15 protein-coding genes are annotated in these 17070 nt (G+C 59.8%); 9 read left to right on the top strand and 6 right to left on the bottom strand.

Going from position 1 to position 17070, the window contains the following annotated elements; translation table 11 throughout:
- Nucleotides 1–59: 59 nt before the first annotated feature.
- Nucleotides 60–863: a DODA-type extradiol aromatic ring-opening family dioxygenase gene (locus MSNKSG1_RS14015; protein WP_008939943.1), complete on the top strand. Its 804-nt coding sequence runs from the start codon at nt 60–62 to the stop codon at nt 861–863.
- Nucleotides 864–882: 19 nt separating this feature from the next.
- Here the strand turns inward: MSNKSG1_RS14015 and MSNKSG1_RS14010 are convergent, their stop codons facing one another.
- Together MSNKSG1_RS14010 and MSNKSG1_RS14005 are read right to left on the bottom strand one after the other, a co-directional pair.
- Complete coding sequence (locus MSNKSG1_RS14010; RefSeq protein ID WP_008939942.1) at nt 883–3468, bottom strand: EAL domain-containing protein; 2586 nt, start codon at nt 3466–3468, stop codon at nt 883–885.
- Nucleotides 3469–3594: 126 nt separating this feature from the next.
- Nucleotides 3595–4794, bottom strand: coding sequence for an MFS transporter (locus MSNKSG1_RS14005; protein WP_008939941.1), 1200 nt, complete (start codon nt 4792–4794; stop codon nt 3595–3597).
- A gap of 188 nt (nt 4795–4982) precedes the next feature.
- Here MSNKSG1_RS14005 and MSNKSG1_RS14000 point away from each other — a divergent pair, with 188 nt between their 5' ends.
- On the top strand, nt 4983–6323 hold the full coding sequence (locus MSNKSG1_RS14000; RefSeq protein ID WP_008939940.1) for a sensor domain-containing diguanylate cyclase: 1341 nt from the start codon (nt 4983–4985) through the stop codon (nt 6321–6323).
- Nucleotides 6324–6350: 27 nt separating this feature from the next.
- A complete protein-coding gene (locus tag MSNKSG1_RS13995; RefSeq protein WP_008939939.1) occupies nt 6351–6563 on the top strand; it encodes a hypothetical protein in 213 nt (70 codons plus the stop codon).
- 12 nt (nt 6564–6575) lie between these two features.
- Here the strand turns inward: MSNKSG1_RS13995 and MSNKSG1_RS13990 are convergent, their stop codons facing one another.
- Complete coding sequence (locus MSNKSG1_RS13990; protein ID WP_008939938.1) at nt 6576–7256, bottom strand: DUF4396 domain-containing protein; 681 nt, start codon at nt 7254–7256, stop codon at nt 6576–6578.
- 156 nt (nt 7257–7412) lie between these two features.
- Between MSNKSG1_RS13990 and MSNKSG1_RS13985 the strand changes: the two genes are divergently transcribed.
- Both MSNKSG1_RS13985 and MSNKSG1_RS13980 read left to right on the top strand, forming a co-directional pair.
- Nucleotides 7413–7625 (top strand): hypothetical protein, encoded by a 213-nt coding sequence (locus MSNKSG1_RS13985; protein ID WP_008939937.1) that lies wholly within the window; start codon nt 7413–7415, stop codon nt 7623–7625.
- Between the two features lie 26 nt (nt 7626–7651).
- Nucleotides 7652–9565: a monovalent cation:proton antiporter-2 (CPA2) family protein gene (locus tag MSNKSG1_RS13980; RefSeq protein WP_008939936.1), complete on the top strand. Its 1914-nt coding sequence runs from the start codon at nt 7652–7654 to the stop codon at nt 9563–9565.
- Here the strand turns inward: MSNKSG1_RS13980 and MSNKSG1_RS13975 are convergent.
- Complete coding sequence (locus tag MSNKSG1_RS13975; RefSeq protein WP_008939935.1) at nt 9548–10423, bottom strand: helix-turn-helix domain-containing protein; 876 nt, start codon at nt 10421–10423, stop codon at nt 9548–9550. The two genes, MSNKSG1_RS13980 and MSNKSG1_RS13975, sit on opposite strands and share 18 nt — an antisense overlap.
- Before the next feature lie 127 nt (nt 10424–10550).
- Between MSNKSG1_RS13975 and MSNKSG1_RS13970 the strand changes: the two genes are divergently transcribed.
- Nucleotides 10551–11441, top strand: coding sequence for a DMT family transporter (locus MSNKSG1_RS13970; protein ID WP_008939934.1), 891 nt, complete (start codon nt 10551–10553; stop codon nt 11439–11441).
- Here MSNKSG1_RS13970 and corA read toward each other — a convergent pair.
- Entirely contained in the window at nt 11419–12492 is a 1074-nt protein-coding gene (gene corA / locus MSNKSG1_RS13965) for a magnesium/cobalt transporter CorA (protein WP_008939933.1), read from the bottom strand. The two genes, MSNKSG1_RS13970 and corA, sit on opposite strands and share 23 nt — an antisense overlap.
- A 299-nt stretch (nt 12493–12791) precedes the next feature.
- On the opposite strand from corA, the gene ahpC reads away from it, so the two are divergent.
- Nucleotides 12792–13355 (top strand): alkyl hydroperoxide reductase subunit C, encoded by a 564-nt coding sequence (gene ahpC / locus MSNKSG1_RS13960; RefSeq protein WP_008939932.1) that lies wholly within the window; start codon nt 12792–12794, stop codon nt 13353–13355.
- A 107-nt stretch (nt 13356–13462) separates the two neighbouring features.
- Here the strand turns inward: ahpC and MSNKSG1_RS13955 are convergent, their stop codons facing one another.
- Nucleotides 13463–14194 (bottom strand): DUF3581 domain-containing protein, encoded by a 732-nt coding sequence (locus MSNKSG1_RS13955; RefSeq protein ID WP_008939931.1) that lies wholly within the window; start codon nt 14192–14194, stop codon nt 13463–13465.
- 314 nt (nt 14195–14508) lie between these two features.
- Here MSNKSG1_RS13955 and ahpF point away from each other — a divergent pair, with 314 nt between their 5' ends.
- Nucleotides 14509–16095, top strand: a complete 1587-nt coding sequence (gene ahpF / locus MSNKSG1_RS13950; RefSeq protein WP_008939930.1) for an alkyl hydroperoxide reductase subunit F — start codon at nt 14509–14511, stop codon at nt 16093–16095.
- Between the two features lie 172 nt (nt 16096–16267).
- Nucleotides 16268–17050: a substrate-binding periplasmic protein gene (locus tag MSNKSG1_RS13945; RefSeq protein WP_008939929.1), complete on the top strand. Its 783-nt coding sequence runs from the start codon at nt 16268–16270 to the stop codon at nt 17048–17050.
- The last annotated feature ends 20 nt before the right edge of the window (nt 17051–17070 follow it).

The following is a 17070-nucleotide window of genomic DNA, read 5'->3' as shown; positions in this document are numbered from 1 at the left end:
AGTCAGGATCACGGGTGTTCCCGGACCTGTCCGCGAGCACCTGTTCGGGAGTAGCCAACATGCAGAAAACGACCGATATTTTGTTTATCTCTCACGGTGGCGGCCCGATGCCGCTGCTGGGGGATCCTGCTCACCGGGAGATGGTGGATCGGCTCCCGGAAATTGCCCGAACCCTGCCTAAGCCCTCGGCGATACTGGTCATCAGCGCTCACTGGGAAGAATCGGTACCGACGATCACTTCCGGGCCGTCGCCTTCGTTGATTTACGATTACTACGGTTTTCCTCCCGAGTCCTATGACATCCAGTACCCCTGTCCCGGCGAACCTGCGCTGGCGGGACAGGTGCAGGCGGCGCTGGAGAAGGCCGGGATGCCGGCACGGCTGGATGATCAGCGCGGCTTCGATCACGGGTTGTTCGTCCCGCTGAAGCTGATGTATCCGGAGGCGGACATCCCCTGTGTCCAGCTGTCACTGGTTAATACCCTGGATGCCAGGACCCATCTGGATATTGGCCGTGCCCTCCAGGCACTGGACAATGACAACCTGCTGGTCATCGGCTCTGGCTTTTCGTTCCATAACATGCGGGCTTTCTTTGCGCCGACCACACCCGATACCCAGGCCCGGAACGAGGCCTTCGAGAACTGGCTGGAGGAAACTTGCACCGATCCCGGGATGAGTGAAACCGCGCGGTTCGACCGCCTGGTGCACTGGGACCAGGCACCCCATGCCCGATTCTGCCACCCACGTGAGGAACATCTGTTGCCACTGCATGTGTGTTACGGGATGGCAGGCAAGGCGGCGAAACAACGAATCGAGGCAACGATCCTCGGAAAGCAATCGGGCATGTTTTATTGGGCAGCGTAATAGTTTATCGGTGTGTTTATCAGGGATGTGCGAGAGAGCGTCGCGCATCGAGCCAGTCCGGGAGGACATCCAGACCTATGGGCCGGCTGAGCCAGAAGCCCTGGAGGGTATCGCAGTGCATGTCCCTCAGCAGTTCGGCCACGTCGTCGGTTTCCACGCCTTCGGCGACGATGCGGTAGCCCAGGCCATGGGCCATATTGATAGCAGTTTCGACAATCACGCGAGCGCTTTCACTGGTACCGATGTCTATCACCAGGGAGCGGTCCAGCTTGATCTCGCTCACCGGCAATTGTTTGAGGTAGGAAAGGGAAGAGTAGCCGCTGCCGAAATCGTCGATGGACACCTGCAAGCCGATGTCAGCCAGGGCCTGCAGTGCCTTGAGCCCGCTCTCCGGGTCGTCCATGGCGGCGGTCTCGGTCAACTCAAGGGTGAGCCGTTCAGGCGCGACCGAATATCGGCCCATCAGGTCCTCGATAACCGCCGGCAGATCCCGTGACATCAGGTCCCTGGCGGAAATGTTGACCGAGAGGCCCAGTAGCTGATGTCTGGCGCCCAATCGGGCCAGGTCCTGGATGCCCCGGTCCAGCGCCCAGCGGGTGACCTCCCGGATGACACCGGTTTCTTCGGCCAGCGGAATGAATTCCGACGGACCAACGTCCCCGCGCTCCGGATGGTGCCAGCGAATCAGTGCTTCCAGGCCGATGACCCGCCCTGTCGCGAGGTCGATCTTGGGCTGGTAGTGCAATTGGGTCTGATCGCTGTGCAGGGCTTCGCGCAGGTCGGACATGAGGGTCAGGCGGCTCTCGCTGTAGATGTCATAGTCCGGTGAATACACGCCGGTTTCGAACGGGCCGTGGGGCGCGATTTCCATGCCGACATGGGCATTCCGGATAAGCTGCGCAGCATTGTTGCCATGCATCGGGAAGGCTGAGGCACCGAACTTCGGATGCAGCTCGATGGCCAGGCTGTCCAGGTAAATCGGCTCGGACAGTTTCCGGAGTGCCTCATTCAGGGCCTGGAAATTATCCGTGGCACTCGCGGCGTCCACGAATACGCCAAAGCTGTCACCGGATAGCTGGTAGACCCGCTCCTCGCGACCGTGATGATCCAGGCTGCCCTTGACGATCGGCAGACGTCCGGCCAGTTCGGTCATCTGGGCGGCAATATCTTTCAACAGGCGGTCGCTTCGGGTCAGTCCCAGGGTCCGGTTGATCTCATCGAGCCGGGTGATGCGGGCGACCCCCACCATGTAGTGGCCGCCCGGGTGTTGCTGGAGCTGCTGATTCACCATGCGTTCAAACCGGTTGCGGTTGGGCAGGCCGGTCACCGGGTCGTGGGTCATGGCTTCGGTCAGCTGGTTCTGGGCCTCACTTCGGGCCTTCTCCTGGCGCAGGTTTTCTGCCTGGGCCTTGATCTTGTCTTCCCGTTCCCAATAGAGGCGGTCCGCCAGTGCCAGGGTCAGTATGAAGGCTTCCAGTCCCGATCCGATCTGCATGGCGTACTCGGTGAAAAAGTTCTCCGGAAATACCCCCAGCGACCGGCCCGCCGTGGCCAGAACGCCGATGGTCAGGGGTGTCCAGGCGACGGTAAAGAAAGCGCCCGCGCGAACGCCAGCGGCCCAGGAGACGGGGCCGGCGATGAGTAACAGGGAGAAGAATACGAGCGCCGACACGGAGGAGAGCATGATGGCGGCGTTGTAGCTGATGACCAGTGAGACCATCAAAAACGAGAATTCGAACACCATCATTGCCCGAAGCGCCATGTCCAGTTTTGGGCTGTGTTCGCGCACTTTCAGGAAGTCGCGGCAGAACAGGAGGGAGAACAACGCCAGGAAAGGCATTGAGGCCAGAAGCACCCGGGCGTGGACCTGGGGAAAATCCGGGTACAGATGCTGGAAGGTGAACCCCTTGATCGACGCAAAAAACATCACGTAGCCGGTCACGGCCAGCGCGTAGTAGAGGTATAGGCGTTCCCGGAGGGTGAGAAACACCGCCAGGTTGATCAGTACGATCACCGCCAGGCTGCCATAGTAAAAAAAGTGCAGTTTCTGTTCGTTGGCGGCCGATTCGAAGAATCGGTTTTCCCGCCAGATCCTCAGAGGTATGACCATGGTGCCGGCGGTCTGTACCCGGGCGTAAACGGTTTTGGTCTCTCCCGGGGCCAGCGAGAATCGGAGTAGCAGGTTCGGGTTGTCCACGTCCCTCGGGTAGAAAGGGTGGGTGTCGCCGGTGCGGAAGGTGCGGATTTCCCGGCCATTTTCGAAAACATGAAAAACGGCATCGTCCAGTGGCGCATAAGCCAGTTCGGCGATGAGATTCAGGCGTTCGGAAGACCGGTTGCTTACCGGAAAGCGGAGCCAGTAGGCCGATTCTGTCATGCCAAAGGTGGCATTGCCTGATTCGTTGTTCTGCCATTGAGACGGCGGGAGCTGACGAACGTCGTCAATGGTGGCCCCGCCTCTTGGATCCTCCCAGTACTGAAAATGGGCGGAAATCGGCGTTGACGGTGTCACTTCATTGACTTCGATATCATTTCCCGACGCAGTGGAACACACCGCAAGGAGGGAAAGAAGAGCCAGAAAACGAAGGACTCGCTGCAGATTCAAGGTCGGTTCACCCTACCGTCGGCCATTGTGATTGCCTTGTTGTTGTGGGCCCGGGTTCTCCTCAGATCCTAGCGCCGATCCGGCGACAAATCGACCGTTTTTCGTGTAGCGATTTGTGTACAGAATTTACACAGGTTTGACACTCTGCCTCGGTGGCTCCGTCAGCCAGAACAGGACACCGGTCAGCCCGAGGGTTCCGCCCAGTGCGCAGGCGCCGGACCAGCCGGCAAACTGGTACAGGTAGGCGGCGCCGGCGGAGCCCGCTGCGCCGCCCAGGAAATAACAGGTCATGTAGGCGGTGGTAATTCGGCTCCGGGCATCCGGGCGGATCTGGTAGATCGCGCTCTGGTTAAGGATCTGATTACCCTGCACCCCGAGGTCCAGGAGGATAATACCCAGGATGATCGCCGCCAGACTGTGGGCGTAGACCGCCATCAGCACGAACGAGACGCCGATCATTGCCTGGAACAGGACCGTCCCGCTTCGGGAATGGCCCCGGTCGTGCAGGCTGCCGGCGAAATTGGCGCAGAGTGCGCCGGCGACACCGAGCAGGCCAAAAAGGCCGATCATGGAATCGGGATAGTGATAGGGCGCCTGCGCCAGAAGGAACGGAATGGTGGTCCAGAAGGCGCTGAAGGCGGCAAAACCCAGGGCGCCATAGAAAATGCGCCGACGCAGAAGGGGCTCTTCCCGCATCAGGGTCAGCACTGACAGCAGCAACCGGCCGTACGGCATGGCCGATTGTGCCGGCTCCTTTGGAAGCAGGCGGGCCAGCATGATGGTCTGCAGGATCATGATCCCCGCTGCAATCCAGTACACGGCACGCCATCCCAGCAGGTCCGCGATGCTTCCCGACACCACCCGAGCCAACAGGATGCCCAGTAGCAGGCCGGTCATCACCCGGCCAACCACTCGGCCGCGTTCGGCGTCACTGGCCATATGGGCCGCAAACGGGACCAGGACCTGGGCGACAACCGCGGTTACCCCGGTGGCCAGGGCGGTGACAATGAACAGTTCGATGGTGGGCGACAGGGCAATCCCGGCCAGGGACAGCGCCGTGACCACGGACATGGCCGTGATCAGCCGTCGGCGTTCAAGCAGATCGCCGAGCGGAACGAGCAGAATCAGTCCCGTGGCGTAACCCAGCTGAGTCATGGTGATGATGACGCCGGCCGAACCCTGGCCGACGTCGAAATAGCGGGCTAGGGTGTCCAGCAGCGGCTGGGCGTAGTAGATATTGGCCACCGCAACGCCACAGGCCAGGGCCATGATGAACGTGAGCAGGTCGTTGGGTCGAAGGCTGGGGGCGTCGGTGGACGGGTTCATAGGACCTCAAATTGGTGAATCCGATTAGAATGCTATCCAGTTGGGGCGTGATTTGCACCTTTCAACGGCAGACCGAGGCTGTCGGCCGGGCCAGAGATGATCGAAGGCAAGGGAATCGGCGGTTCGGCACTGTCTCTTACCGCGAATCGGCACTATGATCTTCAGAGAGTTCCTATGCATCGATCCCTATGCCGCCGACTAGCACGTTCAATCTCGACCGACTGTATCCCAAGCTGGTTCATTTGCTGCTTGATCCTGTGCTTGTGGTGGACGAGTCGGGCATCATCGTTTTTATCAGCGATGCCTGTGAGCAGGTGTTCGGTTACCGCCCCGCGGAGATGAGGGGTACGCGGATACTGGATTACCTCCACCCCGACGACCTTGATCGCACGCTGGCGGCGGCGCGCAGGGTGATGGCTGGCGCTCCTCACATCGACTTTGAAAATCGTTACGTGCACAAGGATGGCCACGCGATCAGCATCCTCTGGTCTGCCCGCTGGCTTGAGGAGGAACGGGTGCGCATTGCGGTGGCGCGGGACGTGACCGCGTTGCGTCGCTCTGACCAGACCCGTGACGCGCTGTACCGTATTTCTCAATCCGCCCACGCCGCCGAGAGCCTGCGTGCATTGTGCGAAGAGATCCATCGGGTTATTGGCGATCTCTTTTCCACGAACGATCTTTACCTGGCCTTCTACGACGATAAGAACGAGGTGGTTTCCTATCCCTACTTTTCGACGGACCGCGAACAGGCCTGGGTTGATGGTCCGCTGCAGGAAAACTCGGCCATGGCCGAGGTGATTCGGACAGGGCAGGCGCTGTTGGCCAGGAGCGATTCCGACCGACCGGGGCTCGGGCGCACGGGCCCTGTTGAACAGGAGGCGGCCAGCTGGCTGGGGGTGCCGCTGGAATCCCGGGGACGCATCCTAGGCGCTGTGGTCATCGAGAGCCGATCGTCCGCCGAGCATTACTCCACGGAAGACCGGGATTTGCTGGAATTCGTGGCTACCCAGCTTGCGACAGCCGTAGAACGCAAACGGGTCGAGGAAGACCTGCGATTCCTGGCACACCATGATTCCCTGACGGGCCTCACCAATCGATCACTGTTCTACGACCGCCTGGAAACGGCATTGAGAGCGGCGCGCCGTAGCGGAGAGATCCTCGCGCTGCTGTACCTTGATCTGGACGGATTCAAACAGATCAACGATTCACGGGGCCACGAACTGGGAGATCTCATGTTGCGTGAAGTGGCCCGGCGGCTGGAGGCCAATACCCGGGAGGCGGACACCGTCGCGAGAATGGGCGGCGACGAATTCACGGTCCTGTTGACCGGCCTGTCCGGTGCGCCATCGGCGCAGAGCACGCTGCTCAAGCTCAGGGAGACCCTCGCGGCTCCCATGGTCCTGTGTGGTGAGTCGTTCACCATGCGAGCCAGCATCGGCCTGGCGCTGTATCCGGAGGACGGAGAGTCTGCTGAACAGTTGCTGCGCCGAGCGGACGCGGGGATGTACGCCATGAAACGGCAACGTTGAAACCACAAATGGGAGGCACAGAAAGCGGTGGGATTACAGAGTGAAGCCCAACTGATCTGGGGCATCGTGTTCGGGGCCATTGGTTTCGGGTTTGCACTGTACGGCAAGCGGCAGAAATCCATTGTGCCGCTTGCCGCCGGTATCGGCCTGATGGGCATTCCCTACATCATCGCCAACGTCTACGCCCTGGTGGTCGCGGGCGTGGTGCTGATGGCGGTGCCCTATTTCATCAGGCTCTGATCGCGCTTCCGTTCAGTGGCAGTGCGCATGCTGGGCATGCACGTCCCGCGGGTCGCCCATGCCGCCCTTCAGGTTGAAGTGGATGAGCAGCATGTTGGCGGGCCAGGCGGCGAACAGCCCCAGAGACAGGGAAATGTAGAGCGAGGTCCAGAACAGGGCATCACCCATGGTGGCCTGGCCACCCAGCAGCAGCCCGGTGGAGATGGCGACCGCCTCCATCACGGTAATGCTGATGGTTTCCGCCACAAAGGCGCCTTTCACGGCATCAGCGAAGGCCATGCCATTTTGCATCATGGGCCCGACGTTCAGCGCAAAGCCGAATACGTAGGCCAGGATGAACGTGATAATGGATGCCCAGAAATTGCCGGTGGCCAGGAGTCCGACTGCAAGAAGGACGCCCAGCACCTCACCCATACCGCATCCGGAGTAGCAGTGGGCGACCGAGCGGAAGCCTTTTCTGGCCAGGTTGTCCGTGGCAATTTCCTTGCGACCGGAATAGCGGTACACGGCCACCCCGATCGGGCCGGAGTAGAGCACCGTGAGAATCCAGACCCATTGCATGATGGAGGGAATGTGACTGTTCCGGGTCTGGAGGTCATACACCACCCAGATGATACTGGCAGCCACCAGTGCCAGCCAGATGCCCAGGCCGGTCCAGCTGTCAATCATCGACTGCATCTGATCAAACGTCATAAGCACGTTGATCCTTCTGCCTGTGATGAATTCGAATACGTATGTGACTAACCATCAGACCGGGTTGAGGTTTTTTCAACCCCGGACAATCTGGACCGGCAGAATACCCGGTTGTCTGTTACCGTTAAAAAAACGGTTCGGAAAAGGAGCGCTGTCATGTTTGTCGCGGATAAAAGCAACGGCCACCTGATCGAAGTACTGGATACCAACGACCTGTTCGATCCCCATGTGAACAGCGTGAAAGGCAGCCTGCACTATGGGGAGGAAGCCCAGGACCCGGAGTCTTTCCCCAAAACGGAACTGGTCTTTCCCTCAGGCGAGCCGCTTCCGGTGTGCTGGACCGATCCGGATTATCGTCGAAAGCGTTGAACCCACCCCTGACAAGAAGCCACTGAATGACCGCCTATTTCGTCCAGGCCTTTATCTACCTCGTTGCGGCGGTCATCGCCGTGCCCCTGGCCCAGCGATTCGGGCTGGGTTCCGTGCTGGGTTATCTGGTGGCCGGTGTGGTCATCGGCCCGGTGGCGGGACTCGTCGGGCAGGAAGCCTCCACTATCCAGCATTTCGCCGAGTTCGGCGTGGTCATGATGCTGTTCCTGGTGGGCATGGAACTCGATCCCAAGGCCCTGTGGGCCATGCGGGTTCGCCTGGTCGGCCTGGGGGGCCTGCAGGTACTCCTTTCGGCACTGGCCGGACTCGGGGTCGGTCTCTGGTTTGGCCTGGTCTGGCAGACGGCACTGACGGTCGGCTTTATCTTTGCGCTGTCGTCGACGGCCATCGTTCTTCAGACCCTGAATGAGAAGGGCCTTGGCAAGACGGAAGGGGGGCGCAGTTCTTTCTCCGTCCTGCTGTTCCAGGACATCGCTGTCATCCCGGTTCTTGCGCTGATTCCTTTGCTGGCGGTCATTCCCGGAACTGAGGAGTCTGGATCCGGGCTGGTGACCGGTAAACATCTGAATCTTGTTGACGGACTGCCGGGTTGGGCCCACGCCCTCGTGGTGGTCGCAGCCGTAGCCGCCGTCATTGGTGGAGGCTTCTATCTGGGGCGTCCTCTGTTTCGTTATGTCGTCCGCTCAGGTCTGCGGGAGGTGTTTACCGCCACCGCCCTGATGCTGGTCATCGGCATTGCCGCTCTGATGAGCCTGGTCAATCTGTCCCCCGCGCTTGGCGCCTTCCTGGCAGGTGTGGTGCTCGCCAACAGTGAATTCCGGCACGAATTGGAAGCCAATATCGAGCCGTTCAAAGGGCTGCTGTTGGGTCTGTTCTTCATCACCGTGGGTGCCGGGATCAATTTCGGACTGTTGGTGGATGCCTGGGGCACGGTGCTCGGGCTTGTTGCGGCGGTGATCCTCGTGAAGGCCCTGATCCTGTGGGCGTTGGCGTTGCTGTTCGGAGTGCGTGGCAGCAATGGCTGGCTCTTCACTCTGGGATTGGCCCAGGCCGGTGAATTCGGCTTTGTATTGCTCAACTACAGTGTCCAGAACCGGGTGATTCCGTCAGATCTGTCCCAGTTGCTCTCGCTGGTGGTGGCCCTGTCCATGTTCCTGACGCCATTGCTGTTCATCGCCTACGACCGGGCGGTGTTGCCCTGGTACCGGCGAACCAGGAATGCCGATCGCGAGGCAGACGCCATTGAGGAGCAGGCGCCGGTCATCGTCGCCGGCGTTGGCCGCTTTGGCCAGATCGTGTGCCGTCTGCTCCGGGCCAACAATATTCCCACGGTGGTGCTTGATCACGAAATCGAGCAGATCGAGAACGTCCGCCAGATCGGACTGAAAAGCTATTTTGGCGACGCCAGCCGCCCGGATTTGCTGGAAACCGCCGGCGTCGAAGAGGCCCGTCTGCTGGTGGTGGCGATCGATGACCGCGACCGGGCGGTCAAGATGGTGGAGCACGTGAAGCAGTTTTATCCCGGTGTCTGGGTGCTCGCCCGGGCGTTTGACCGGGGGCACGGCTATCGTCTCCGTCAGGCCGGTGCCGACGATGTTGTCAGTGAGACCTATCACTCGGCACTGGAGCTGGGGGGGCATGCCATGACCGCAATGGGCGTTCATCCCATGCGGGCCCGCCAGATGACCTGGGCGTTCCTCGAAAACGAGCGTGCCCACGAAGACGAACTGTTCGAGGCCTGGAAAGACATCCAGGAGGGCATGAGTTTCAGTCCCCGTTACAGTGAGCTGTTCATGAAACTTGAGGAAGCGCTCAGCGGCGCCATGCAGCAGGACTGGGACGAACCGAGACGGGAAGATGTGCCGGTCTGGACACCGCCCGATAAGAACTCTGGTGCATCGTCACGAACGGACGCGTGACGGGGGTATTCCAAAGCGTTTCCGGAATGCCCGGCTGAACTGGCTGGCGTCCCCGAACCCACACTCCAGGGCGATAACGGTGATCTTGTCCGCCGATTCGGCAAGCCGGCGTCTTGCCTTCAGGAGACGCCGTTCCTGAACATACTGGTAGGGCGCCAGGCCGAAACTGGCCCGGAACAGGCGGGCAAAGTGGTAGGGGCTGAGATTGGTCCAGCCGGCCATGGTAGCGAGATCCAGCAGTTGTCCGAGGGAGGCCTCGATTCGTTCCGACAGGGCTCTCTGTCGGGCTTTCGAGAACCGGCCGGTGACAGCGGGTTCCGGAAGGGCCCGGGTCCCATACCGACCCGCCAGTTGCACAATCAGCCAGTGGGCAAGGTGGTCCATGGCCTGGGGTTGGTCGGCGGTTTCCCAGTCCGTCAGATCAAGAAGCTGGCCCGCTTTGGCGATGACCTCATCCTGGATCTGGTAGCGCTCTTCCAGGGCCAGGGAGCCGGGTTCACGGTCCCAGGTGGTCTCGATACAGCGGTGCAGGTCCTGGTCGGTAAAGTAGAAGTGCAGGAACTCGAACGGGCCGTCTATGCGCCACTTGGATTGGCTACCTGCCGGGAACAGGCACACGGCACCGGGGAAACCTTGGCTGACCGCGCGCCCGTTGACCTGTCGGCTGGTCTTTTCCCCGCCCCTTGTGTAGATGCTCAGGGCATGGTGGCGTGGACGTTCATAGTGGGCTTCACCGCGCTCATTGTGCCAGTGCGCAAGGGCCCGGCCCTCGTTGAGTTCGAGCAGGCGTCGTGGCGCCGCCCCCGCCCGGGTCAGGGCCGTGACGATATCTCTGGACTGCTCCCGGTCTGCGGCCATTCCGCTCGGCTCCCGATCATTCCGTTAGGTGATAGCAGGAATCTTCCACCGTTGCGCAAGATCTGGCAAGTCCGTGGTCATTGCTCCGGCTAAGCTGGATCTTTGATAAACACCGGAGGATTTTCAGATGCCGATTGGAGCCCACTATGCCCTGACGGTCCTGATCTGGGGGCTGACCTGGACCGCCATCCGCCTGCAGGTGGAGGCGACGGCGGTGGATCTTGCGGTGTTCTACCGGTTTGTCCTGGCGTCAGCCGTGGCACTGGGTGGGTTGGCGCTGCTGCGCCGGTTGCCGCGCTTTACACTCCGTCAGCACGGCTGGCTGGTACTGCAGGGGCTGACCCTCTACAGCATCAATTTCCTGTTGATTTACCGGGCGGCCGAGAGCATGACCAGCGGGTTGCTGGCGGTAATCTTTTCTCTGGCGGCGTTGTTCAATGCTTTTAACGGGCGGCTGTTCCTGGGCACGCGTCCGTCGCCCCGGATTTATCCGGCGGTGGCGCTGGGTGTTTCCGGTGTGGCGTTGCTGTTCTGGCACGATCTCAGGAGCGGAGAAGCGACGCCCGTGGCGTTGGCCTTTGCCCTGGCCGGTACCTTCTGGTTTTCGCTGGGCAATCTGATCAGCCTGAAAGTTCGGTCAGCAGACATTCCGCTGCTGGCGGGCAATGCCTGGGCAATGACCTATGGGGCTGCTGCGCTCGGCCTCTGGTGTCTGGTACAGGGCGTTCAATGGACGCTGCCGTCGGGTTCCGTGTTCTGGGGTGCCACCCTGTTTCTGGCCATACCGGGTTCGATCGTTGCCTTCTTCAGCTACATCACAGTCATCCGGACCCTGGGTGCCGACAAGGCCGGTTACGCCACCGTGCTGTTTCCCGTAGTGGCCCTGAGCGTGTCCACCTGGCTGGAAGGATTCGTCTGGACCGGTTTCGCCTTTACCGGTGCCGCACTGGCCATCCTCGGCAACTACGTGTTGTTCCGGCGTCCGAGGCGACCTGCTACAGCCAGCCCCGCCGCTTGAAGAACCACACCAGTCCGGCGGTAATGGCGATCATCAGCCCCCAGACCATCGGATAGCCGTAATACCAGCTGAGTTCCGGCATGGCCCAGGGGCTGTCCGGATTCTGGAAGTTCATGCCGTACACCCCAACGATGAAGGTCAGAGGGATGAAGATGGTGGCTATGATGGTCAGCACACGCATGGTCTCGTTGGTGCGCTGGCTGATGCTCGACAGGTAGATGTCCAGCATGCCGGTGGCCATGTCCCGGAAGCTTTCCAGCAATTCGATGATCTGCACGCTGTGGTCGTGGCAGTCCCGGTAATAGATCAGGGTGTCCGGGTTGATCAGCGGGTCTTCCACCCGCATCAGGGTGGTCAGCAGCTCCCGCTGCGGCCAGAGGACGCGGCGCAGGAGCAACAATTCCCGCTTCAGACGGTGGATGTCGGAGAGGGTCTGCTTGCGGGGCTGTTCCAGCAGTTCCAGTTCCATGTCCTCCAGTTTGTCCCCGAAAGTTTCCAGCACCGGGAAAGCCGAGTCTGTGATCAGATCCAGAAGGGCATAGAGCAGGTAATCGATTTCCCGACTGGCGAACCGCTTGTTACTGGGGTTGAGCATGCGCTTTCGGATCGGCTCAAAAGGGTCCTCCTCCAGGGGACACAAACAGATCAGGTAGTTTTTCCCGACGAACAGGCTGATCTGGACAATTTCGAGGGCATTGCCCTGAAACACCGGCATGGCGGCGATGATGAACAGCTGATCGTCGTACAGCTCCAGTTTGGGTCGCTGTCCGCTGTTGAGGACATCCTCCAGAGCCAGATCATGCAGGTTGAACATGTCGCCCAGGGTCCTGAGCGTGTCCACGTTGACCGGCCCGTTGACCTGGATCCAGGTCTTGGTGTTCCGCTCCAGGTAGGCCTGGCATTCCCTGGGCGTGGCCAGTCGCTCTTCTTCTACCGAATCTTCCGTGTAGTCGATCAGGTGAATGGAAGCGGGACCGGCGGTGGGGGAGGTCGAAATCAGTGTGCCGGGAGCCGTTCCGGGACTGTGGTAGTGCTTGCTGAAGTACGCCATGGTGGTGTTCGATCCTGGAAGTCGGTAGTCAACAAAAAGGTAGCACAAGTTTCGGAATTGACGGGGTTTTTGGCTTTTTGAACGCTGTCGATTGAACTTGTCGGATGAGCCCCCATAGTAAGTCCCACAGCCGGACTCGCGGTTTCAGCCGGTTGGTCACCGATTTCATCGTCCCGGCGGTAAATAGAGAAATCCTATTCAGGGATTGGAAATAATCAATTTTGACGAAGCGCGTGAAATCCGTATCTTTGATTGCGTATTTCATCCACCGTTAAATGCACCTCGAAGGAGATACCTTAATGGGCATCATCAACAGCGAAATCAAACCGTTCAACGCAACTGCATTCAAGCAGGGCGAGTTTGTTGAAATCAGCGAAGCTGACGTGAAAGGCAAGTGGGCCGTCTTCTTCTTCTACCCGGCCGACTTCACGTTCGTTTGCCCGACCGAGCTGGGCGACGTAGCCGACAAATACGAAGAGCTGCAGAAGCTGGGCGTGGAAGTGTTCTCTGTCTCCACAGACACCCACTTCACCCACAAGGCGTGGCACGATACTTCCGAGACCATCGGCAAGATCAACTACTACATGGTTGGCGACCAGACCGGCACCATCACCAACAACTTCGGTGTGATGCGTGAAGGTCAGGGCCTGGCCGACCGCGCTACCTTCCTGATCGATCCGGATGGTGTCATCCAGGCGATGGAAATCACTGCTGAAGGCATCGGCCGTGACGCTGACGATCTGCTGCGCAAGGTGAAAGCCGCTCAGTACGTGCGCAACCACCCTGGTGAAGTCTGCCCGGCCAAGTGGAAAGAAGGTGAGGAGACACTGGCTCCGTCACTGGACCTGGTAGGCAAGATCTAAGTTTCGCTCAACAGGTGAAACTCTGGCCTTTGGCCTGCATTGACGCAGGCCCGGGCCTTCGGCGAACCCCGGTTTTTCCGGGGTTCGTTGCGTTTGGGGGGAGGGAATCAGGAGTTGGCGGCTTCGCTGCCGTAATCGGCACCGCGGGCCTTGAGCCGATAGAATTCTTCGATCACCTCGGCCATGGCTTCCGGTGAGTAGGGACGAAGCCCGCCCAGCACGAGACGCTTGGTGACTTCGCCGACCGGTTTGTTGTCGGCAGTGAGCTGGTATTCCAGGGTGACGTTGCCCCGCTTGCCTGCGGCTTCAAGATCTGCGTTGCTTAACTCCAGTTCGGCGGAGGAGGCATCGACGGTGTCCAGCGCCAGGCTCATGCTTTCGTACATCACCATGGGACGATCCGGATTGAACATCACGCCCCTGGATTCCATCAGCGGCTTCAGGGTGTGGGGGAAGTTCTTGCCGGAGGCGGCCACGTAGCCCCGGGTGAAGTCCTCGATGAATCGCTCGTCGTGGGTGATGGCGCCGCTCCGTTCGACTTCGAGGTAGACCTTGCCGTTGTCGTCGCAGACGTTGATCCGATGCTCGCCGTCCTCGCGGAAGGCCAATGGGATGCCATCCCCGACAAGGCTGCGAAACCGGAACGTCATGTTCTGCGAGAGCCCGAACCGGGAAAGCACGACGGCAAAGAGCAGATCGCCGGGCACGCAGAAACGCCGCGCATCGGGATCGTGGATCGGGTTGAAGTCCCCGGCCACTTCCTTGGCGAACTGGCTTGCCTGGAATGCGGAAATGCAAATGCGTCCGTCACGGACGGAGTAAAATCGATCTAGAAACATGCTGTGCCTTCAACGCTCACCGGAGTGGGGTGCCATGCCGGTTTGATGGATAGGGTCATGATAGTGGAGGGCCACCAATACCAACATTGGCTATTCGTCCTAGTTTTCGGCAATTGCGTATCAGAAGCCTGGAGTAGGGGCTGCCCATCAGGTTGGATACGACCCTATATAGGCAAGCGCTATCAAACGATTTGGGGCAATTAATTTGAGCCTCAGGTAGACAATGCCTATTGTGTACCCAACATTAAACAGAGACGGTTTCGGACTTACAACACGCCGTTTCCAGACATCTGATCAAGAGGGGAATTCGCACTATGTTGGATGCCAATATCAAGCAACAGCTCCAGGCCTATATGGAAAAGCTGCAGCAGCCGATCGAGCTGGTGGCAGCGTATGACGACAGCAAGAAGTCCCAGGAGCTGAACGAGCTGCTTGAAGAAATCGAGCCGATGTCCGAGAAGATCAGTCTGCGTACCGATGACGCTGACGACGTCCGCCGTCCTTCCTTCGCCATCAACCGTGTCGGCACAGACATCGGGGTCCGCTTTGCGGGTATTCCCATGGGCCACGAGTTCACCTCTCTGGTCCTGGCGCTGCTGCAGGTCGGAGGGCATCCGTCCAAGGCCTCCCAGGAGGTGATCGAGCAGATCGAGAACCTTGAGGGCGAGTTTGAGTTTGAAACCTACTTTTCCCTGTCCTGCCAGAACTGCCCGGACGTGGTCCAGGCTTTGAACCTGATGAGCGTGCTGAACGCCAACATCCGTCACACGGCCATCGATGGCGCCCTGTTCCAGGACGAAGTCGAGCAGCGTGAGGTGATGGCAGTACCGAGCGTCTTCCTGAACGGTGAGTCCTGGGGCCAGGGGCGTATGACCCTGGAAGAAATCGTGGCCCGTCTGGACACCCGCTCCGATGAGAAGGAAGCGGAGAAGATCAACCAGAAGGATCCGTTCGAAGTGCTGGTGATCGGCGGTGGTCCGGCCGGCGCTGCTTCGGCTATCTATGCGGCCCGTAAGGGTATTTCCACCGGTATTGCGGCGGAACGTTTCGGCGGTCAGGTAGCGGATACCATGGGTATCGAAAACCTCATTTCCGTGCCCTACACCGAAGGTCCCAAGCTGGTGTCGGCCATGGAACAGCATGTCCGGGAGTATGACGTGGACATCATGAACATGCAGCGTGCCGAGAAGCTGATTCCGGCGTCCCGCGCGGGCGGCCTGCACGAAGTCCGGCTGGCGAACGGGGCGTCTCTGAAAGCGCGGAGCCTGATCCTGTCTACCGGGGCCCGCTGGCGTCAGATGGGTGTGCTGGGTGAGGAAGAGTACCGGAACAAGGGCGTGGCCTACTGCCCGCACTGTGATGGCCCGTTGTTCAAGGGCAAGCGTGTTGCCGTGATCGGTGGTGGTAACTCCGGTGTGGAAGCGGCCATCGACCTGGCCGGCATCGTCGGCCATGTGACCCTGATCGAGTTCGCGTCCGAGATGCGCGCGGATGAGGTTCTGCAGAAGAAGCTGCGCAGCCTCAAGAACGTCGAAATCATTGTTTCGGGGCAGACCAATGAGATCACTGGCGAGAACGGCCGGGTGAACGGTCTGAACTACACTGATCGGAATACCGGCGAACAGCACCATATCTCGCTTGAAGGGGTGTTTGTCCAGATCGGCCTGGTGCCGAACACCGAGTGGCTCAAGGGCGACATCGAATTGAGCAAGCATGGGGAGATCGTCGTGAACGACCGCAACGAAACGTCGATTCCGGGTATCTTCGCCGCTGGCGACGCCACCACCGTGCCCTACAAGCAGATCGTTATCTCGATGGGTGAAGGTTCGAAAGCGGCATTGAGCGCTTTTGACTATCTGATCCGCAACTCGGTCGAGGAGGACAGCGAAGACGCGGCCTGAAGTCCGCCTCGCAGGTTCTTTGCGAAGGGCACCGCTGTGGCGGTGCCTTTTTTTGTCCAAAAAACCTCACGAAAACTATGGTCTTATGGTCACTGCCTTCGAGTGTTGGCATACTATCGATGTGTATATGGAAACGGCATGCCGTTCGGTGGCCGCAGACGATGGTTGTGTCATGAAAGCTTCGAGATACCCGCTCCTTTCACTCGTTCTGATCCTGATGTTTTCCGCAGTGCCGGCCGAGGGAGCACAAGCTGTGCGAATCGCCACGCCGGACATCAGCAATCTGCTCACAGAAAGCGGGGACGGCATCTATCAACGCCTGATGAACCGGGCCGTTGCCGGTTTGCCATGGCAGGCGACCGAACAGTTCTATCCCTACAAGCGGGCACTGATGGTGTTCCAGCAAGGCGATGCGGACTGCATCTATTCCTTCACCGATGTGTTGAGAAACAAGCTGGGGCAGGATGCCGTGGTTGCCAGTTATCCCCTGGGCAAGTTCGCTTTTTACATCTTCACAGCGAAGGGCGCGCCGGCTCCGGCGGGTCTGGACGAGCTGCGGGGCCAGGAAGTCGGGGCGGTCATCGGCCATGAAACCTACCTTGATCCGATCCTGTCGGGCCGGGATCTGAAGGTGTTCTGGTCAAAGAGCGATGCGATGAACCTGGCGATGCTCAAGCACGGTCGCTTCGACATCATGATTGCCGCGTTGCCCGATGTGGCGCCGTTGCTGGATCAGCTTTCCTATCAGCCCGCACACCCGCTTCTGGAAAGCTTCGATCGGTTGACCTGTCATAACACCAGGCGGAACCGGGCCTTTGTCAAAGCCCTGTCAGCTTCTTTGAAGAGACTCAAATCCGAGGGTGTCTACCAGGACATTGCCGGGCCCCTGTATCTCGACTTCAAGACTGATCAGGCGCCAGAAGGTGTGAATAAGGCTGGCAGGACGCCGGACTGACCGTCGGGCCATCCGACCGG

This window comes from Marinobacter santoriniensis NKSG1 (assembly GCF_000347775.1).
GTDB classification, from domain to species: domain Bacteria; phylum Pseudomonadota; class Gammaproteobacteria; order Pseudomonadales; family Oleiphilaceae; genus Marinobacter; species Marinobacter santoriniensis.
The sequence above is the reverse complement of the archived record's forward strand: the minus strand, read 5'-3'. Positions and strand labels throughout refer to the sequence as shown.